The sequence below is a fragment of the Streptomyces sp. NPDC041191 genome, assembly GCF_055591945.1.
Genome location: NZ_JBVIZC010000003.1, coordinates 1 through 19,026 on the forward strand (window position 1 = coordinate 1; position 19,026 = coordinate 19,026).

The following is a 19,026-nucleotide window of genomic DNA, read 5'->3' on the forward strand; positions in this document are numbered from 1 at the left end:
AACGCCCGGTTACATTCCGAACCCGGAAGCTAAGCCTTTCAGCGCCGATGGTACTGCAGGGGGGACCCTGTGGGAGAGTAGGACACCGCCGAACACCTGCCCTTTTAGCTCAGTCGGTAGAGCGTCTCCATGGTAAGGAGAAGGTCAACGGTTCGATTCCGTTAAAGGGCTCAGACGAAAAGGCCCCCGCCTCGTGGCGGGGGCCTTTTCGCGTTTCCGGAAGCCGGAGACCGGAACACCTCTGGGGCCTTCCCCGGAAGGGAAGGCCCCAGAAGGTCAGCGGTCGTCCGGCTCGCGGAGGCGCATCGCGAGAATCGCCATGTCGTCGGAGGCCGGTTCCTGGGCGAAGCGCTCGACCGCGCGGAGGACACGGGCCCCGACCGCGCCGGCCGTCAGACCCGTACACGTCTTGAGGACGTCGGCGAGGCCGTCGTCGCCCAGCATGCGGGTGCCCTCACGACGCTCCGTCACACCGTCCGTGACGCAGAGGAGGACGTCGCCCGGATCGAGCGTGACCGTCTCCTCGTACAGTTCCAGGTCCTCCATGACGCCCAGGAGCGGCTGCGGTTCGGCCGCGGGGCGGACCGTGCCGTCCGGGCTGAGGCGCAGCGGGAGGGGATGGCCGGCGCAGACGACCTTGAGGATCGCGGAGCCGTCCTCCTGGGGACGCATCTCGCCGTAGAGGAGGGTGAGGAAGCGGCTGCGGGCGCCCTCGTCCAGGATCGCCGCGTTCAGACGCTCCAGGACGGCCGGGCCGCCCAGGCCCTCGCGGGCCAGGAGCCGCAGGGCGTGACGGGCCAGGCCCGTGACGGCGGCCGCCTCCGGACCCGTACCGCAGACGTCGCCGATGGCGAAGCCGTACGCGCCGTCGGCGATCGGGAACAGGTCGTAGAAGTCGCCCCCGACCTCGTTGCCCTCGCCGGCCGCGCGGTAGATGACGTCGACCTCGACGCCCGGGATCTCGGGGAGGCCGGGCGGCAGGAGGCTGCGCTGGAGGGACTGGCTGATCGCCACGCGCTCCGAGTAGAGGCGGGCGTTGTCCAGGGCGAGGGCGGCCCGGCGGGACAGGTCCTCGGCCAGTTCCAGGATCTCCTGGCGGAAGTGGTCCTCGGAGGGCCGGCCGAGCGTCAGCATGCCGATGACCCGGTTGCGGGCCACCAGGGGCAGGACGACCGTCTCGCCGGCGACCGTGTGCGCGGTGGCCAGGGTGGTGTCCACGTCCGCCGGAAGAGGACCCGACAGATGGTTGAGGGCCTGCGTCGAGGCGTCCAGCGCGGCCCGGTGGGCGGCGTCGCCCGGCGCGGTCCAGACCCGGGCGCCGGGGGTCGGCACCGGGTCGGGCGGAGCGATCGAGGAGAGCAGCGCCTTGAGCCCGTCGATGCGGTCCTCGTCCTCGTGGAGCACGTACGAGAGGTACGGGTCGGAGGACTGGTCCGCGATCGTGTAGACCGCGCACCAGGTCGCGAGGGTGGGGACCGTCATCTGGGCCATCAGCGCCAGGGTCTGGTCGCGGTCGAGGGTGCCGGCCAGGAGGTCGGACGCCTCGACGAGGAAGCTGAGGGAACCGCGGCGCAGGCGCTCCAGCTCGCCGAGGCGGGCCGACTCGACGGCCAGGGCGATGCGGTCGGCGGCGAACTGGAGGCGGAGGGCCTCCTCGTTCGAGTAGCGGTTCGCGGCCTCGGCCGCCACGCCCAGGGAACCGGTGAGCCGACCCTCGACCTTGAGGGGGACGGTGACCACCGAGCGCATGCCGGTGTTCTCCAGGAGCGGCACGGCGCCGGGAACGGCGGCCAGGTCCTCGTGGACGGCGGGCATCCGGGCGGAGCCGTAACGGCTGGCGCCGGTCTCGACGGGGACGCGGGCGAAGCGCTGGCGGGCGGCCGGAAGGCCGGTGGAGGCCCGTACCTCCAGCTCCGTCTCGTCGTCGGTGGCGAGCAGCAGGAAGGCGGCGTCGCCGTCGAGCATGTCGCGGGCGCGCTCCACCGTGCGCTGGAGGAGACCGTCGAGGTCCTCCGGGGCCGGGGAGCCGATGAAGACCTCGAAGGGGTCGGCGGCGCGGCTCTCGGCGCCCGGCTCGGCGGCCGGGCGCTGCGGAGTCTGCAGGACGGCCCGCTCGTGCTCGCGCACCAGGAGGCAGACCGTGGAGGGTTCGCCCTGGGAGTCGCGGACGCGCAGGTGCGAGGCGTAGACGGGGACGATCCGGCCGTCGGCGCAGCGGATGCCGTAACTGCCCTCCCAGCGGGAGAGGCGCAGTGCCTCGGCGAGACCGGTGCCGATGCCGGGGGTGTGGGGCCAGGCGGCGAGATCGCCCAGGGGCTTGCCGGTGACCTGGCCGGAGGCGTACCCGAAGAGTTCCTCGGCGTCCTCGTTCCAGGCGTCGACCGTTCCGTCCCGGTCGATCTGGACGACGGCGACGCGGACGCGGCTGTCGGCGACCGGGAGGAGGGCGTCGGGGAGCACGGGACCGGCGGAGCGGGTGCCGACGGGGCGCTGCGGGAGGTCGAGGTGGAACCAGACGTGCTTGCGGGTGGGGGAGTAGTCGACGCCCCAGCGGTGGGCGAGGGCGGCGCAGAGCAGCAGGCCGCGGCCGCTCTCGCGGTCGGGGGCGGCCAGGGTGCGACCGCTCTGGACGGGGATCTCGCGCTCCGGGTAGCGGTCGGACACCTCGACGCGGACGCTGTCGTCGGAGAGCAGGCAGAGCACGTCGGCGGCGGTGCCGGCGTGGACGACGGCGTTGGTGACCAGTTCGCTGGTGAGGACGACGGCGTCGTCCACCAGTTCGGGGTGTCCCCAGCCCTGGAGGGTGTCCCGGACGAAGGCGCGGGCGGACGCGACGGACCGCCCGACGGGCTCGAAGGTGGCAGTCGCCCGCGCGGTGATCACAGCTCTCCTCGTACGAGTCTCGACGCCCGGCTCTGCCATGCTCGGTCTGTCCCTCCCACTTCCCGGCGGTCGTGCGCGCGCCACACCGTCCCGGCCGGGCGGACCGGAGCGGCTGGACAGCCGGATGCCAGGTTACTTACCTTCGCTGTCCCAGCGGATGCCGGTCACGCGGATTCCACCCCTGGGGGGCGAGGACACCGTCGAAGCCGCCGAACTGTTATCGCCTGGTTCGGTCACGGTGAAACACTGAGCAGGCTACCGGCAGAGCCGGAGCGGTACGGTCGACCCCTTTCGGGAGGGACACGGTGGAGTCTGGCACGGCGGCGCGTCGCGGCGGAGGCAGCGGTACGCGTACGAGAGGCGGGCGTTCCCGGGGAGGGACGGTCCAGGTGGACGCGGCGGCGCTGGAGCGGCTGCTCGCCGCGCTTGCGGCGATGCGGGACGGGAACCTCCGCAGAAGGCTCACGGTCTCCGGGGACGGGGTCATGGCGGAGATCTCCGCCGTGTTCAACGAGGTCGCCGACCGCCAGATGCACGTGACCGGCGAACTGTCGCGGGTCCGGCGGGTGGTGGGGCGCGAGGGCAAGCTGTCCGAGCGCCTGGAGACGGGGCCCACCGAAGGGGCGTGGGCGGCGGCGATCGAGGCCGCGAACGCGCTCGTCGACGACCTGGCCCGGCCGGTGTCCGAAGTGGGGCGGGTGCTCTCCGCGGTGGCCGAGGGCGACCTGGAACAGCGGATGGACCTGCGTTCGGAGGGTTCCGACGGGACGGTGCGGCCGCTGCGGGGCGAGTTCCTCAAGGTGGCGCGGACCGCCAACAACCTCGTGGACCAGCTGTCCGTCTTCGCCTCCGAGGTGACGAGGGTCGCCGTCGAGGTGGGGACCGACGGCAAGCTGGGCGGGCAGGCGCAGGTGCGCGGGGTGTCCGGTTCGTGGAAGGACCTCACGGACTCCGTCAACACCATGGCGAACCAGCTGACGGCCCAGGTGCGGGACATCGCGCTCGTGACGACGGCGGTCGCGGACGGCGACCTGTCGCAGAAGGTCACCGCGAACGTCGCCGGGGAGATGCTGGAGCTGAAGAACACCGTCAACCGGATGGTGGACCAGCTGTCGTCGTTCTCCTCCGAGGTGACCCGGGTCGCGCGCGAGGTGGGCACCGAGGGCGAGCTGGGCGGCCAGGCCGAGGTGGCCGGCGTCGCCGGCGTGTGGAAGGACCTCACCGATTCCGTCAACACGATGGCGGGCAACCTCACCAACCAGGTGAGGGGGATCGCCGAGGTGACGACCGCCGTCGCCAACGGGGACCTGTCGCAGAAGGTCCGGGTCTCGGCGCGCGGCGAGATCGCCCAGCTCGCGGACACGATCAACCAGATGACCGAGACGCTGCGGACGTTCGCCGACGAGGTGACCCGCGTCTCGGGCGAGGTCGGCGCGCAGGGCCTGCTCGGCGGGCAGGCGCAGGTGCCGGGTGCGGCGGGCACCTGGAAGGACCTCACGGACTCCGTCAACACGGTCTTCCGGAACATCACCACACAGGTCCGTGACATCGCCCAGGTGACGACGGCGGTGGCCAACGGCGACCTGTCGCAGAAGGTCACCGTGGACGTGGCCGGGGAGATGCTGGAGCTGAAGAACACCGTCAACACGATGGTGGACCAGCTCTCCGCGTTCGGCTCCGAGGTGACCCGGGTGGCCCGGGAGGTCGGCGTCGAGGGCCTGCTGGGCGGCCAGGCCGAGGTGCCGGGCGCGGCGGGCACCTGGAAGGACCTCACCGACTCGGTGAACACCGCCTTCCGCAACCTGACCGGTCAGGTCCGTGACATCGCCCAGGTGACGACGGCGGTGGCCAACGGCGACCTGTCGCAGAAGGTCACCGTGGACGTGGCCGGCGAGATGCTGGAGCTGAAGAACACCGTCAACACGATGGTGTCGCAGCTGTCGTCCTTCGCGGACCAGGTGACCCGGATGGCCCGGGACGTGGGCACCGAGGGCCGGCTCGGCGGCCAGGCACGGGTGGACGGGGTCTCCGGGCGCTGGCGGGAGCTCACCGACTCGGTGAACTTCATGGCCGGCAACCTGACCTCGCAGGTGCGCCAGATCGCCCAGGTGACGACGGCCGTGGCGCGCGGCGACCTGTCGCAGAAGATCGACGTGGACGCGCGCGGCGAGATCCTGGAGCTGAAGAACACCATCAACACGATGGTCGACCAGCTCTCCGCCTTCGCGGACCAGGTCACCCGGGTCGCCCGCGAGGTGGGCACCGACGGGCGGCTGGGAGGGCAGGCGCAGGTGCCCGGCGTGGCCGGGGTCTGGCGCGACCTGACCGACTCGGTGAACGGCATGGCCGGGAACCTCACCACCCAGGTCCGCAACATCGCGCAGGTCGCCACGGCGGTCGCGCGCGGCGACCTGTCGCAGAAGATCGACGTGGACGCGCGCGGCGAGATCCTGGAGCTGAAGAACACCCTCAACACGATGGTGGACCAGCTCTCGAACTTCGCCGAGCAGGTGACCCGGGTCGCCCGCGAGGTGGGCACCGAGGGCATCCTGGGCGGCCAGGCCGAGGTGCAGGGGGTCTCCGGCACCTGGAAGGACCTCACCCAGTCGGTGAACTTCATGGCGAACAACCTCACCATCCAGGTGCGGAACATCGCCGAGGTCACGACCGCGGTGGCCATGGGCGACCTGTCGAAGAAGATCACGGTCGACGCCCGGGGCGAGATCCTGGAGCTGGTGACGACCGTCAACACGATGGTCGACCAGCTCTCCAACTTCGCGGACGAGGTCACGCGCGTGGCCCGCGAGGTGGGTACGGAGGGCATCCTGGGCGGCCAGGCGCGCGTGCGCGGCGTCACGGGCACCTGGAAGGACCTCAGCGACAACGTCAACCTGATGGCCAACAACCTGACCAGCCAGGTGCGGAACATCTCCCGGGTCTCGGCGGCCGTGGCCAACGGCGACCTGACCAAGAAGGTGACCGTCGAGGCGCGCGGCGAGGTCGCGGAGCTGGCCGAGACCGTCAACACGATGGTGACGACCCTGTCGTCCTTCGCGGACGAGGTGACCCGGGTCGCCCGTGAGGTGGGCACGGAGGGCGAGCTGGGCGGTCAGGCCCGGGTGCCGGGGGTCTCCGGCACGTGGAAGGACCTGACCGAGTCGGTGAACTCGATGGCGTCCAACCTGACCGGTCAGGTGCGGCAGATCGCGGCCGTCACGACCGCGATCGCCAAGGGCGACCTCACCAAGAAGATCGACATCGACGCGCGCGGTGAGATCCAGGAGCTGAAGAACACCATCAACACGATGGTCGACCAGCTCTCGAACTTCGCCGAGGAGGTCACGCGCGTGGCCCGCGAGGTGGGCGTGGAGGGCATCCTGGGGGGCCAGGCGCGCGTACGGGACGTCGACGGCACCTGGCGCGACCTGACCGAGTCGGTGAACGAGATGGCCGGGAACCTGACCCGTCAGGTGCGGGCCATCGCGGCCGTCGCCACGGCGGTCACCCGGGGCGACCTGAACCTCAAGATCGACGGTGTGGACGCGGCCGGTGAGATCCAGGCGCTCCAGGACAACATCAACACGATGATCACCAACCTGCGCGACACGACCCTCGCCAACGAGGAGCAGGACTGGCTCAAGGGCAACCTGGCCCGCATCTCCGGCCTCATGCAGGGCCGGCGGGACCTGGACGACGTCGCGTCGCTCATCATGAGCGAGCTGACTCCGGTGGTCTCGGCCCAGCACGGCGCCTTCTTCGTGGCGATGCCGACCGGCTCCGCCCACGGCGACGCCGAACTGGTCGGCGAGGGCGACGGCTCGTACGAGCTGCGGATGCGCGGGAGCTACGGCTACTCCACCGGGTCCATGCCGACCTCGTTCCGTCCCGGCGAGACCCTCATCGGGACGGCGGCCGAGGAGAAGCGGACCATCCAGGTCAACGTGCCGCCGGGGTACCTGAAGATCTCCTCCGGGCTCGGGGAGGCCGCGCCCGCGCACGTGATCGTGCTGCCGGTCCTCTTCGAGGGCAAGGTCCTCGGGGTGATCGAGCTGGCCTCGTTCCAGCCGTTCACCCAGATCCAGCGCGACTTCCTCAACCAGCTCGCCGAGCTGATCGCCACCACCGTCAACACCATCAGCGTCAACACCAAGACGGAGGTGCTGCTCCGGCAGTCGCAGGAGCTCACCGAGCAGCTCAAGGAGCGCTCGGCCGAGCTGGAGCACCGGCAGAAGGAGCTCCAGGGGTCGAACCTGGAGCTGGAGGAGAAGGCGGAACTGCTCGCCCGGCAGAACCGCGACATCGAGGTGAAGAACACCGAGATCGAGGAGGCCCGGCAGGTCCTGGAGGAGCGGGCCGAACAGCTCGCCGTCTCCATGCGGTACAAGTCTGAGTTCCTGGCGAACATGTCGCACGAGCTGCGCACCCCGCTCAACTCGCTGCTGATCCTGGCCAAACTGCTCGCGGACAACGCCGAGTCGAACCTGACGCCGAAGCAGGTCGAGTTCGCGGAGACCATCCACGGCGCCGGTTCCGACCTGCTCCAGCTGATCAACGACATCCTCGACCTGTCGAAGGTCGAGGCGGGCAAGATGGACGTCTCGCCGACCCGGATCGCGCTCGTCCAGCTCGTCGACTACGTGGAGGCGACCTTCCGGCCGCTGACGGCGGAGAAGGGTCTCGACTTCTCGGTGCGGGTCTCGCCCGAGCTGCCGGCCACGCTCCACACCGACGAGCAGCGCCTGCTCCAGGTGCTGCGCAACCTCCTTTCGAACGCGGTGAAGTTCACCGACACGGGCGCGGTGGAGCTGGTGATCCGGCCGGCCGGTTCGGACGTGCCGCAGTCGATCCGCGAGCAGCTCCTGGAGGCCGGTTCGCTGCGCGACCCGGAGGCCGACCTGATCGCGTTCTCGGTCACCGACACCGGGATCGGGATCGCGGCGAGCAAGATGCGGGTCATCTTCGAGGCGTTCAAGCAGGCCGACGGCACGACCAGCAGGAAGTACGGCGGTACGGGGCTGGGGCTCTCGATCAGCCGGGAGATCGCGCGGCTGCTCGGCGGTGAGATCTTCGCCGCGAGCGAGCCCGGCCGGGGATCGACGTTCACCCTCTACCTGCCGCTGAACCCGACCGAACCGCCCGCGCAGGGGGCCGGGCAGGGGGCGCAGGAGGGCGACGCCCCGCAGCAGGACGCCGGGGAGGGGGCGGACGGGGCCGTCCAGCCGTTCCCGCACTTCCCGCCGCCCGTGCGGAAGGAGGCGCGGTCGGGGGCCGGGGCGCTGTTCCGGCACCGCAGGAAGGCCGCCGCCGAGGCGACCGGGGGGCGGGACGCGGCCCCGGGGCGGTCCGGACAGCCCGAGGCCGAGCGTCCGGAGCAGGAGGTGGCGGAGGAGCCGCGCCGCACCTTCTCCTTCTCCGGCGAGAAGGTCCTCATCGTGGACGACGACATCCGCAACGTCTTCGCCCTCACCAGCGTCCTGGAGCAGCACGGGCTCGCGGTGCTGTACGCGGAGAACGGACGGGAGGGCATCGAGGTCCTGGAGCAGCACGACGACGCGGCGGTCGTGCTGATGGACATCATGATGCCGGAGATGGACGGATACGCGACGACCACCGCGATCCGGCGGATGCCGCAGTTCGCCGGGCTCCCGATCATCGCGCTGACGGCGAAGGCGATGAAGGGCGACCGGGAGAAGGCGATCGAGTCGGGCGCCTCGGACTACGTGACCAAGCCGGTCGACCCCGACCACCTGCTGTCCGTCATGGAGCAGTGGATGCGGCGGACGTGACTCCGGACCGGGGGCCCGCGCGGAAGCACCGTGCGGGCCCCCGGCCCCGGGCGACGTACTCTCGCCACGGGCGTGTGAAGGGCCCGGTCACGGGGAACCTTCTGGGCTTCCACCGCGTTTTTCCTGCGTGCACGGTGACATCGCGGTGACAGGGTGTGGCGACGGGCGGGGTGCGGCTACGATGACCGGCACAAGGACTGACGGCGCTAGGGAGTCGTCTTCCGGGGCGGCGCCCGGTGCTTCCCCCGGTCGGGGGGACCGGGGAGAGCTGTTTCCGGGACGAGGAGGACGGGGCATGGTGCAGAAGGCCAAGATCCTCCTGGTCGATGACCGGCCGGAGAATCTGCTGGCGCTGGAGGCCATTCTCTCCGCGCTCGATCAGACGCTGGTGCGGGCATCGTCCGGGGAGGAAGCGCTCAAGGCGCTGTTGACGGACGACTTCGCGGTCATCCTGCTGGACGTCCAGATGCCGGGCATGGACGGCTTCGAGACCGCCGCCCACATCAAGCGGCGGGAGCGGACCCGGGACATCCCGATCATCTTCCTCACCGCCATCAACCACGGCCCCCACCACACCTTCCGGGGGTACGCGGCAGGGGCGGTCGACTACATCTCGAAGCCCTTCGACCCGTGGGTGCTGCGGGCCAAGGTCTCCGTCTTCGTCGAGCTGTACATGAAGAACTGCAAGCTGCGCGAGCAGGCCGCCCTGCTGCGACTGCAGTTGGAGGGCGGCGAGAGCGGCCACGGCAAGGAGTCCGCCGGTCTGCTCGCCGAACTGTCCGCCCGTCTCGCGGCCGTCGAGGAACAGGCCGAGGCGCTGTCGAAACAGCTCGACGACGACTCGGCCGACGCGGCAGCCGTCGCCACCGCCGCGCACCTGGAGCGCAAGCTGACCGGACTGCGCCGGGCCCTGGACGCCCTGGAGCCCGGTACCGGCGCCACGTCCTCCCTGCCCTCCCCGAGCTGACGCGACGTCACCGGGCTCCCCGGTCCGTCGCGGCCGGGGTGCCCGCCGGTGAGCCCGCGTCAGCTTCGCGCCCCGGCGCGGACGACACGAACGGGTGAGTGGGGACAGCCGGTTCCCGCACGGGTAACCTCGGCCCCATGGCTTCACGTACGTCCGGCAAGGGTTCCCAGGGCACGGCGGGCACCGCAAAGCCGCGCGCCGGCCGTACGGCGGGCGCCGCGAAGAAAGCGGCGCCCGCGAAGTCCCCCGCCAAGCCGCCCGCGAAGAAGGCGCCGGCCAGGAAGGCCGCGCCCGCCAAGCGCGCGCCCGCGCGGAAGACCGCGGCGAAGAAGGCCCCGCCCCGGCCGGCCCCGTCCCCGACCGGGGGCGTCTACCGGCTCGTGCGCGGCGCCTGGCTCGGTCTCGCCCACGCGGTCGGCGCGGTGTTCCGGGGGATAGGGCGCGGCGCCAAGGGGCTCGACCCCGCCCACCGCAAGGACGGCCTCGCGCTCCTCCTCCTCGGCCTGGCGCTGATCGTCGCCGCCGGGACGTGGTCCCATCTGAGCGGTCCGGTCGGCGACCTCGTCGAGATGCTGGTCACCGGGGCCTTCGGCCGGCTCGACCTGCTGGTGCCGCCGCTGCTCGCCGGGATGGGCGTACGCCTGATCCTCTATCCGGAACGTCCCGAGGCCAACGGCCGGATCGTCATCGGCCTCTCCGCCCTCACCGTCGGCATCCTCGGCCAGGTGCACATCGCGTGCGACTCGCCGGGGCGCGGCGACGGCGCCGACGCCCTCCAGGACGCGGGCGGCCTCATCGGCTGGGCGGCGTCCCAGCCCCTCGTCTTCATGATGGGCGAGGTCCTGGCCGTACCGATGCTGGTGCTGCTCACCGTCTTCGGCCTGCTCGTCGTCACCGCCACTCCGGTCAACGCGATCCCGCGGCGGCTGCGCGCCCTCGGCGTCAGGCTCGGCGTCGTCGAACCGGCCTACGACCCGGCGGAGGACGAGGAGTACGGGCCCGAGGAGGGGTACGGGGACGAGTGGCGGGGGGCGGAGCCGCGGCCCGCGCGCCCGGTCCGGCGCCGCGCCCCCGCCCCGGCGGAGCCGTACGGGACGGACCCGGCCGGGGCGGAGCAGGGAGCCCGGCGCGGCCGTCCGGCGCGCCGCTCCGCGTTCGATCCCGGCATGGACCCGGTGGACGTCGCCGCCGCCGCGGCCGCCGCGCTCGACGGCGCGGTGCTGAACGGCATGCCCCCGTCCCCCGTCGTCGCCGACCTGACCAAGGACGTCACCGTCGAGCGGGACGCGGCCGGGGCCCCGGGCAGGACGCCCGCGCCCGTACCGCCGGCGCGGGGAGGGGAGTCGCGTTCCGGCGCCGTACCCGACCTGACGAAGCCCGCGCCCGAGCCGACCGACCTGCCGTCGCGGGCCGAACAGCTCCAGCTCTCCGGCGACATCACGTACTCCCTGCCGTCGATGGACCTCCTGGAACGAGGAGGGCCCGGCAAGACGCGCAGCGCCGCCAACGACGTCGTCGTGGCCGCGCTCACCAACGTCTTCGGCGAGTTCAAGGTGGACGCCGCCGTCACCGGCTTCACCCGGGGGCCGACGGTCACCCGGTACGAGGTCGAACTCGGCCCCGCCGTGAAGGTCGAGAAGATCACGGCCCTGGCCAAGAACATCGCGTACGCCGTGGCCTCCCCGGACGTGCGGATCATCTCGCCGATCCCCGGCAAGTCGGCGGTCGGCATCGAGATCCCGAACAGCGACCGCGAGATGGTCAACCTCGGGGACGTGCTGCGGCTCGCGGACGCGGCCGGCGACGACCACCCGATGCTGGTCGCGCTCGGCAAGGACGTCGAGGGCGGCTATGTGATGGCCAACCTGGCGAAGATGCCGCACATCCTGGTCGCCGGTGCCACCGGCTCCGGAAAGTCCTCGTGCATCAACTGCCTCATCACCTCGGTGATGATAAGGGCGACCCCCGACGACGTCCGGATGGTGCTCGTCGACCCCAAGCGGGTCGAACTCACCGCCTACGAGGGCATCCCGCACCTGATCACCCCGATCATCACCAACCCCAAGAAGGCCGCCGAGGCGCTGCAGTGGGTGGTGCGCGAGATGGACCTGCGCTACGACGACCTGGCCGCCTTCGGCTTCCGGCACATCGACGACTTCAACGAGGCCATCCGGGCCGGGAAGGTCAAGCCGCCGGAGGGGAGCGAGCGCGAGCTCAGCCCCTATCCGTACCTCCTGGTGATCGTCGACGAGCTCGCGGACCTGATGATGGTCGCGCCCCGGGACGTCGAGGACGCGATCGTCCGCATCACCCAGCTGGCCCGCGCCGCCGGCATCCACCTGGTGCTCGCCACCCAGCGGCCGTCCGTGGACGTCGTCACCGGTCTCATCAAGGCGAACGTGCCCTCGCGGCTCGCCTTCGCCACCTCTTCGCTCGCCGACAGCCGGGTCATCCTCGACCAGCCCGGCGCCGAGAAGCTGATCGGCAAGGGCGACGGGCTCTTCCTGCCGATGGGCGCCAACAAGCCCGTCCGCATGCAGGGCGCCTTCGTCACCGAGGACGAGGTCGCGGCCGTCGTGCGGCACTGCAAGGACCAGATGACGCCCGTCTTCCGGGACGACGTCACCGTGGGCACTCAGCAGAAGAAGGAGATCGACGAGGAGATCGGCGACGACCTCGACCTGCTGTGCCAGGCCGCCGAGCTGGTCGTCTCGACGCAGTTCGGTTCCACCTCGATGCTCCAGCGGAAGCTGCGCGTGGGCTTCGCGAAGGCCGGCCGGCTGATGGACCTGATGGAGTCGCGGAACATCGTCGGACCGAGCGAGGGTTCGAAGGCGCGGGACGTCCTGGTGAAGCCCGACGAACTGGACGGGGTGCTCGCCGTGATCCGGGGGGAGCCGGCGCCCGGCGAGTAGCGGTGGCGAGGGGGGCCGGGTGTGGACGCCGGAAGGCGGGGTACCCGTTCGAGATCTTGCTGAGACTCACTCGTAAGAATGGGTGAGCAACCGTTTCCTCCGGGCGTACGTCAAGTTGGACGGAGGGACAGAAGGACGTCCCAGCCTCATGGCGTACAAACACACCCGTCCGGTTGCCCCACCCTTTCGTACCACCCATAGACTGAACGTCCAGCAGGTGGCTACACGCTCGAAAGGCGCTCTCGTGTCCATCGGCAACTCCCCCGAAGACGACCGGATCTTCCCGGCAGACGACCGGGACTCGATCGGTCGCGCTCTCCAGCAGGCCCGTATCGCCGCCGGTCTCACCGCCGAGGAGGTCAGTGCCTCCACCCGCGTCCGGACCCCGATCGTGCACGCGATCGAGCAGGACGACTTCTCGCGCTGTGGCGGGGACGTCTACGCCCGCGGCCACGTTCGCGCCCTCGCGCGCGCCGTCGGCCTCGACCCGGCTCCGCTGGTCGAGCGGTTCGACGCCGAGCACGGCGGCCGGCCCGCCCCCACCCCCGCCGCCCCGCTCTTCGAGGCGGAGCGCATCCGCCCCGAGCCGCGCAGGCCCAACTGGACCGCCGCGATGGTCGCGGCCATCGTCGCCGTCGTCGGGTTCGTCGGCTTCACGATGTTCAACGGGAACGACGCCCCGAAGGGGACCACCGCGGCCGACGGCGGCCCGGTGCCCGCCCCGGAGAAGGCGACCTCGGCCGCCAAGCCGAAGCCGATCAAGCCCGTCGCGCCCAAGGCCACCGAGAGCGCGATCGCCGCCGTTCCGCGGGACAAGGTGACGGTCAAGCTCACCGCCGTCGACGACAAGAGCTGGATCTCGGCCAAGGCCCACGACGGCAAGCTGCTCTTCGACGGCCTGCTCCTCAAGGGCGAGTCCAAGACCTTCCAGGACGACGAGCGCGTCGACCTGGTCCTCGGCAACGCCGGGGCCATCGAGCTGTACGTGAACGGCAAGAAGGTCGCGGACACGTTCGAATCCGGCCAGGTCGAGCGGCTCACGTACACCAAGGGCGACCCCCAGGCCGGCTGAGCCGCCCCGGCGCCGTGATGTGACCTCCGTCGCGCGGACGAACCCTGCGCGACGGGGGAACGGCCGGGACGAAGTAGTCTTGAGCCCATGCCCGAACGCCGTACCGTCGCCCTTGTCACTCTTGGCTGCGCCCGTAACGAGGTGGACTCGGAGGAGCTCGCAGGCCGCTTGGCAGCGGACGGCTGGCAGCTCGTCGAGAACGCCGAGGAAGCGGACGTCGCCGTCGTCAACACCTGCGGATTCGTCGAGGCCGCCAAGAAGGACTCCGTCGACGCCCTGCTCGAAGCCAACGACCTGAAGGACCACGGCAGGACCCAGGCCGTCGTCGCCGTCGGCTGCATGGCCGAGCGCTACGGCAAGGAACTCGCCGACGCCCTCCCGGAGGCCGACGGAGTCCTCGGCTTCGACGACTACGCCGACATCTCCAACCGCCTCCAGACCATCCTCAGCGGTGGCAGTGTCGAGGCCCACACCCCCCGTGACCGGCGCAAGCTGCTGCCGCTCTCGCCCGTGGAGCGTCAGGAGGCCGCCGCGGCCGTGGCCCTGCCGGGACACGGCGACGCCGCCGAGGCCCCGGCCGACCTGCCCGAGGGGATCGCCCCCGCCTCCGGCCCGCGCGCGCCGCTCCGCCGGCGGCTGGACACCAGCCCCGTCGCGTCGGTGAAGCTGGCCTCCGGCTGCGACCGCCGCTGCACCTTCTGCGCGATCCCCTCCTTCCGCGGCTCCTTCGTCTCGCGCCGCCCCTCGGACGTGCTGAACGAGACGCGCTGGCTCGCCGAGCAGGGCGTGAAGGAGATCATGCTGGTCTCCGAGAACAACACCTCCTACGGCAAGGACCTCGGCGACATCCGCCTCCTGGAGGGCCTGCTGCCCGAGCTGGCGGCGGTGGACGGCATCGAGCGCGTCCGCGTCAGCTACCTCCAGCCCGCCGAGATGCGCCCCGGTCTGATCGACGTCCTCACGTCCACCGAGAAGGTCGCTCCCTACTTCGACCTGTCCTTCCAGCACAGCGCTCCGGACGTGCTGCGGTCCATGCGCCGCTTCGGCGACACCGACCGCTTCCTGGAGCTCCTGGAGACCATCCGCGCCAAGGCCCCGACGGCCGGAGCGCGCTCCAACTTCATCGTCGGCTTCCCCGGCGAGACCGAGGCGGACTTCGCCGAGCTGGAACGCTTCGTCACCCACGCCCGCCTCGACGCCGTCGGCGTCTTCGGCTACTCCGACGAGGACGGCACCGAGGCCGCCACCTACGAGCACAAGCTCGACCAGGAGGTCGTCGACGAGAGACTCGCCCACCTCTCCCGGCTCGCCGAGGAACTCACCGCCCAGCGTGCGGAGGAGCGGATCGGAGAGACCCTGGAAGTACTCGTGGAGTCCCTGGACGAGGAGGACGGCTGGATCGGCCGCGCCGCCCACCAGGCTCCCGAGACCGACGGGCAGACGCTCCTCGTCACGGCCGACGGGACGGAGCCCGACCTGGCTCCGGGCCGTATGGTCAGGGCGAAGGTCGTCGGCACGGAAGGCGTCGATCTGGTGGCCGAGTGTCTTTCCGAGGAGGCGGGCAGATGACCGGAGTCCCGGCATCCGCGACGGGCGGGACCGGCAGGCCGGCGCCCCGCGGCAAGCTGGGCACGGCGGCCGTCAACCAGGCCAGTCTGTGGAACATCGCGAACATCCTCACCATGATCCGGCTCGTGCTCGTGCCGGCCTTCGTGCTGCTGCTGCTCCAGGGCGGCGGGCACGACCCCGCCTGGCGGGCCTGGGCCTGGGCGGCGTTCGCGGTGGCCATGATCACGGACGTCTTCGACGGGCACCTCGCCCGCGCGTACAACCTGGTCACCGACTTCGGGAAGATCGCCGACCCCATCGCGGACAAGGCGATCATGGCGGCCGGACTGGCCTCCCTGTCCTGGCTGGGGGACCTGCCCTGGTGGGTGACGGGGGTCATCCTGGCCCGGGAGCTGGGGATCACCCTGATGCGGTTCTGGGTCATCCGCCACGGGGTCATCCCGGCCAGCCGCGGCGGCAAGATGAAGACGCTCGCCCAGGGCACGGCCGTGGGCATGTACGTGCTGATGCTCGTCGGGCCGCTGGCCACCCTCCGCTTCTGGGTGATGGCGCTGGCCGTCGTGCTGACGGTCGTCACGGGCCTGGACTACGTACGGCAGGCCCTCGCACTGCGGCGGAGGGGCATGGCCGCCGAGCGGGCGGCTGCGCGGGCGGAGGCGGCGGCCCGGTGACCGAGGCCGCCCGCGTGCTCGCGCTGCTCGCCGGACGCGGTCAGACCGTGGCCGTCGCGGAGTCCCTCACGGGCGGCCTGGTGGCCGCCGAGCTGACCGGCGTCCCCGGGGCCTCGGCTTCCTTCCGGGGGTCCGTGACCGCCTACGCCACGCCCCTCAAGCACGAGCTGCTCGGCGTGGACGGGCACCTGCTCGCCGAGCGCGGAGCGGTGGACCCGGAGGTCGCGGTGCAGATGGCGGTGGGCGTACGGGACCGGCTCGGCGCCGACTGGGGCGTCTCGACGACCGGGGTCGCGGGTCCCGATCCGCAGGACGGGCAGGCCGTGGGAACCGTTTACGTGGCGGTCGCGGGCCCGGCCGCGACGAAGACCGGGCCGGGGAAACCGGGGAAACCGGGGAAAGTGGTGTCGTTGAGGTTGAACGGCGACCGGGGGGAAATCCGTAGGGAGAGCGTGCGGAGCGCGCTGGAACTGCTCCACGGGGAACTCCTGGGAAATGTGCGGGCACAGGATACGGAACAGAACGGGGGGACTTGATGTTTGCAGCCCTGAGTGAACACGACATCGCTCCCCGCACGGCCGCGTCGCGAGGCGGTACGGTGGGGCGTGAAGGATGCGGCTACGCGGTCCGAGGAGGGAGCCACCGATGATTCTGCTCCGTCGCCTGCTGGGTGACGTGCTGCGTCGGCAGCGCCAGCGCCAGGGCCGTACTCTGCGCGAAGTCTCCTCGTCCGCCCGAGTTTCGCTCGGCTATCTCTCCGAGGTGGAGCGGGGGCAGAAGGAGGCTTCCTCCGAACTGCTCTCCGCGATCTGCGACGCGTTGGACGTACGGATGTCCGAGCTCATGCGTGAAGTGAGCGACGAGCTGTCACTGGCCGAACTGGCCGAGTCGGCAGCCGCGAGCGAACAGGTGCCGGCACCCGTTCGTCCGATGCTCAACTCGGTGTCGGTGGCCGGTGTGCCCACCGAGCGGGTGACCCTCAAGGCACCCGCGAAGGCGGTCGACGTCGTCGCCGCCTGACCCGAAACGGGGAAAAGCCCCGGTCAACACCCTCACAGGGTGTTGACCGGGGCTTTTCCCTTTGGGCTTTGCCTTGATTTGTTTGAGATGCCGGTTTCCGGAGACCCGTGCCATGGTGGAACAACGTTCGACTGGTTGGAGATTCCGCATGTCTGTCGTGAAGAGCACGCTGTCCGAAGCCGACCTCAAGACGGTCGGCAACGCACTCCAGGGGGCGCTGGCCGACCTGGTCGACCTCTCCCTGGTCGCCAAGCAGGTGCACTGGAACGTCGTGGGACCGCGCTTCCGTTCCATCCACCTTCAGCTCGACGAGGTGGTCACCACCGCCCGGACGCACTCCGACACCGTCGCCGAGCGCGCCTCCGCCCTGGGGGTCAACCCGGACGGGCGCGCGGCGACCGTGGCCTCGTCGAGCGCGATCGGGACGGTGCCGGAGGGCTGGATCAAGGACGTGGACGCGGTGAAGATCCTCGTCGACGCCCTCGGCGCCGTCACCGGCCGGATGCGGGAGCGGATCGACGCGACCGGCGACCCGGACCCGGTCACCCAGGACATCCTGATCGCGCTGACGGGCGAGCTCGAGAAGCACGCATGGATGTTCCAGGCGGAGAGCGTCTAGGAACGGGTCGGCCGTGGAGGTGCCGGTCGTGAAGACGACGGCCACGACGGCTTCGGTCCGGGGGGTGCCGGAAGCGGTGTCCTCGGTTCCGGGCATCGGCCCGCCGGGTGTCGTGTCCCCGGTCCCGGTACCGCCGGGCGTGGCGATAGGTGCGGTGCGCGCCGGGGCTCACCCCGGTGCGCCCTCCCACAGGGTGATCCTGCCGGTCTAGCGTCGACCGCGGGAGGCGGCCATGGTACGGCGAGGGTTTCCACCGGCGGCACTCGCGCTGGTCGCGGTCGGGCTGGTGGCCGGGGGACTCTGGTGGTGGGCGGTGCTGCGTGTGCTGCTCGTCCCGGAAGCCGCCGGGCCGGTGGAGGGCGTGGTGGCCGCGGGCGGCTGGGGTCTGAGCCTGCTGCCCGTCCACGTGACCGCCTCGTCGGGACGGCCCAGCACGATCGCCCGGCGCATCGGCAGGATGACGCGGAGCCGTCGCAGGGGCGCGGGATCCGACGCGGCATGAGCGCGGGTCCGAACGTGAGGCCGGGACGGGACGCGTGCGGTCGGTACGAGGGTGTGTGCGGTCGGTACGGGAACGCGTGAGGCCGGTGCGGTGCATCCGTGAGACGGGTACGACGCACATGAGAGATGAGCACGGAGCCGCGAGGCACGCCATCGAGCCCGGGGGGCCCGCGTCAGGGTGAGGGGCGCGCACCGGTTTCCCGGTGCGGGCCCTTTTGGCATCCCGGACACCAGTAGGTGATCCGGTCGCCGAGTTCCGCCTTGCGGACCGGAGTACCGCAGCGCAGGCACGGGTGGCCCGCGCGACCGTAGACGTGGAGCGGGACGCCGGGGCGACGCGTGGTGGTGACGCGCCGGTCCGGGTGGTCCTTGTTCGTGTCGAGCAGGCGGTGGGCGGTCGCGACCAGGCGCGCGGGGGTGTCGGGGTCCAGCTCCCCCACGGGGAGCCAGGGGCTGACCGCGGCGAGGAAGGCCAGCTCCGACTTGTAGATGTTGCCGATGCCGGCCAGGTTGCGCTGGTCGAGCAGGGCCTCCCCGAGCGTCCTCGCCGGATCGGCCGTCAGCCGTCGCACCGCCTCCTCCGGGTCCCAGTCGGGGCCGAGCAGATCCGGGCCGAGATGGCCCACGACACGGGACTCCTCGGCGGTACGGATCAGTTCCAGGACCGGGAGCCGGTAGCCGTACGCGGTGGATTCCGCGTTGCCGAGGACGGCCCGGATCTGGTGGTCGGGGCCGCCGCGCGGGCGCTCCCCGGCGGCGTGGATCCGCCAGGCGCCGTCCATGCGCAGATGGGAGTGGAGGGTGAGACCGCCCTCGATGCGGGCGAGCAGGTGCTTGCCGCGCGGGGTGAAGTCGAGGAGCGTGCGGCCGGTGAGGTCGGCGGTGGCGAACCGGGGCACCCGGAGGTCCGAGCGGGTCAGCACCCGCCCGGCGAGCGCGGTGTGCAGGCGGTGGGCCGTCTGCCAGACGGTGTCTCCTTCGGGCACGGGTCCATGATGCCCGGTGGTGGACGACGGGGCGGGG

At 71.4% G+C, this 19,026-nt stretch carries 12 protein-coding genes, 1 tRNA gene and 1 rRNA gene; 12 read left to right on the forward strand and 2 right to left on the reverse strand.

The features are described 5' to 3' along the window. A 5S ribosomal RNA gene (rrf, locus tag ACZ6AQ_RS06040) occupies positions 1 to 94 on the forward strand; the annotation flags it as partial. A 4-nt stretch (positions 95 to 98) separates the two neighbouring features. After that, a tRNA-Thr gene (locus tag ACZ6AQ_RS06045) sits at positions 99 to 171 on the forward strand. Between the two features lie 105 nt (positions 172 to 276). On the opposite strand, the gene ACZ6AQ_RS06050 is transcribed toward ACZ6AQ_RS06045, so the two are convergent. Further along, the gene (locus ACZ6AQ_RS06050) at positions 277 to 2,922 is read right to left on the reverse strand and encodes a SpoIIE family protein phosphatase (protein ID WP_468757858.1); all 2,646 of its coding nucleotides are present in this window, start codon (positions 2,920 to 2,922) and stop codon (positions 277 to 279) included. Between the two features lie 266 nt (positions 2,923 to 3,188). On the opposite strand from ACZ6AQ_RS06050, the gene ACZ6AQ_RS06055 reads away from it, so the two are divergent. The 10 genes from ACZ6AQ_RS06055 (at position 3,189) to ACZ6AQ_RS06100 (ending at position 18,004) form a co-directional block, all read left to right on the forward strand. After that, positions 3,189 to 8,669 (forward strand): HAMP domain-containing protein, encoded by a 5,481-nt coding sequence (locus ACZ6AQ_RS06055; RefSeq protein ID WP_468757859.1) that lies wholly within the window; start codon positions 3,189 to 3,191, stop codon positions 8,667 to 8,669. A gap of 295 nt (positions 8,670 to 8,964) precedes the next feature. Next, a complete protein-coding gene (locus ACZ6AQ_RS06060; RefSeq protein ID WP_388694352.1) occupies positions 8,965 to 9,636 on the forward strand; it encodes a response regulator in 672 nt (223 codons plus the stop codon). 137 nt (positions 9,637 to 9,773) lie between these two features. Further along, the gene (locus ACZ6AQ_RS06065) at positions 9,774 to 12,551 is read left to right on the forward strand and encodes a DNA translocase FtsK (RefSeq protein ID WP_468757861.1); all 2,778 of its coding nucleotides are present in this window, start codon (positions 9,774 to 9,776) and stop codon (positions 12,549 to 12,551) included. A 244-nt stretch (positions 12,552 to 12,795) separates the two neighbouring features. Further along, a complete protein-coding gene (locus ACZ6AQ_RS06070; protein WP_468757863.1) occupies positions 12,796 to 13,623 on the forward strand; it encodes a helix-turn-helix domain-containing protein in 828 nt (275 codons plus the stop codon). Between the two features lie 87 nt (positions 13,624 to 13,710). Next, positions 13,711 to 15,192, forward strand: a complete 1,482-nt coding sequence (gene rimO / locus ACZ6AQ_RS06075; RefSeq protein WP_468757865.1) for a 30S ribosomal protein S12 methylthiotransferase RimO — start codon at positions 13,711 to 13,713, stop codon at positions 15,190 to 15,192. Continuing rightward, complete coding sequence (pgsA, locus tag ACZ6AQ_RS06080; protein WP_468757867.1) at positions 15,189 to 15,863, forward strand: CDP-diacylglycerol--glycerol-3-phosphate 3-phosphatidyltransferase; 675 nt, start codon at positions 15,189 to 15,191, stop codon at positions 15,861 to 15,863. Before rimO ends, pgsA begins: the two co-directional genes overlap by 4 nt. Next, a complete protein-coding gene (locus tag ACZ6AQ_RS06085) occupies positions 15,860 to 16,399 on the forward strand; it encodes a CinA family protein (protein WP_468757868.1) in 540 nt (179 codons plus the stop codon). Before pgsA ends, ACZ6AQ_RS06085 begins: the two co-directional genes overlap by 4 nt. Positions 16,400 to 16,508: 109 nt before the next feature. Continuing rightward, on the forward strand, positions 16,509 to 16,883 hold the full coding sequence (locus ACZ6AQ_RS06090) for a helix-turn-helix domain-containing protein (RefSeq protein WP_388694338.1): 375 nt from the start codon (positions 16,509 to 16,511) through the stop codon (positions 16,881 to 16,883). A gap of 148 nt (positions 16,884 to 17,031) precedes the next feature. Further along, positions 17,032 to 17,502 carry a Dps family protein gene (locus ACZ6AQ_RS06095; RefSeq protein ID WP_388694336.1) on the forward strand — a complete coding sequence of 157 codons (471 nt, stop codon included), beginning with the start codon at positions 17,032 to 17,034 and terminating at the stop codon, positions 17,500 to 17,502. 232 nt (positions 17,503 to 17,734) lie between these two features. Further along, entirely contained in the window at positions 17,735 to 18,004 is a 270-nt protein-coding gene (locus tag ACZ6AQ_RS06100) for a hypothetical protein (RefSeq protein WP_468757870.1), read from the forward strand. Between the two features lie 172 nt (positions 18,005 to 18,176). On the opposite strand, the gene ACZ6AQ_RS06105 is transcribed toward ACZ6AQ_RS06100, so the two are convergent. Beyond that, on the reverse strand, positions 18,177 to 18,989 hold the full coding sequence (locus tag ACZ6AQ_RS06105) for an Fpg/Nei family DNA glycosylase (RefSeq protein WP_468757871.1): 813 nt from the start codon (positions 18,987 to 18,989) through the stop codon (positions 18,177 to 18,179). Positions 18,990 to 19,026: the final 37 nt, after the last annotated feature.

Bases quoted from the DNA above. Each gene is read 5' to 3' on its own strand.
- ACZ6AQ_RS06050 (WP_468757858.1), bottom strand. From the start codon at position 2,922: ATGGCAGAGCCGGGCGTCGAGACTCGTACGAGGAGAGCTGTGATCACC.
- ACZ6AQ_RS06060 (WP_388694352.1), top strand. From the start codon at position 8,965: ATGGTGCAGAAGGCCAAGATCCTCCTGGTCGATGACCGGCCGGAGAAT.
- ACZ6AQ_RS06065 (WP_468757861.1), top strand. From the start codon at position 9,774: ATGGCTTCACGTACGTCCGGCAAGGGTTCCCAGGGCACGGCGGGCACC.
- rimO (WP_468757865.1), top strand. From the start codon at position 13,711: ATGCCCGAACGCCGTACCGTCGCCCTTGTCACTCTTGGCTGCGCCCGT.
- pgsA (WP_468757867.1), top strand. From the start codon at position 15,189: ATGACCGGAGTCCCGGCATCCGCGACGGGCGGGACCGGCAGGCCGGCG.
- ACZ6AQ_RS06090 (WP_388694338.1), top strand. From the start codon at position 16,509: ATGATTCTGCTCCGTCGCCTGCTGGGTGACGTGCTGCGTCGGCAGCGC.
- ACZ6AQ_RS06095 (WP_388694336.1), top strand. From the start codon at position 17,032: ATGTCTGTCGTGAAGAGCACGCTGTCCGAAGCCGACCTCAAGACGGTC.
- ACZ6AQ_RS06100 (WP_468757870.1), top strand. From the start codon at position 17,735: ATGGTACGGCGAGGGTTTCCACCGGCGGCACTCGCGCTGGTCGCGGTC.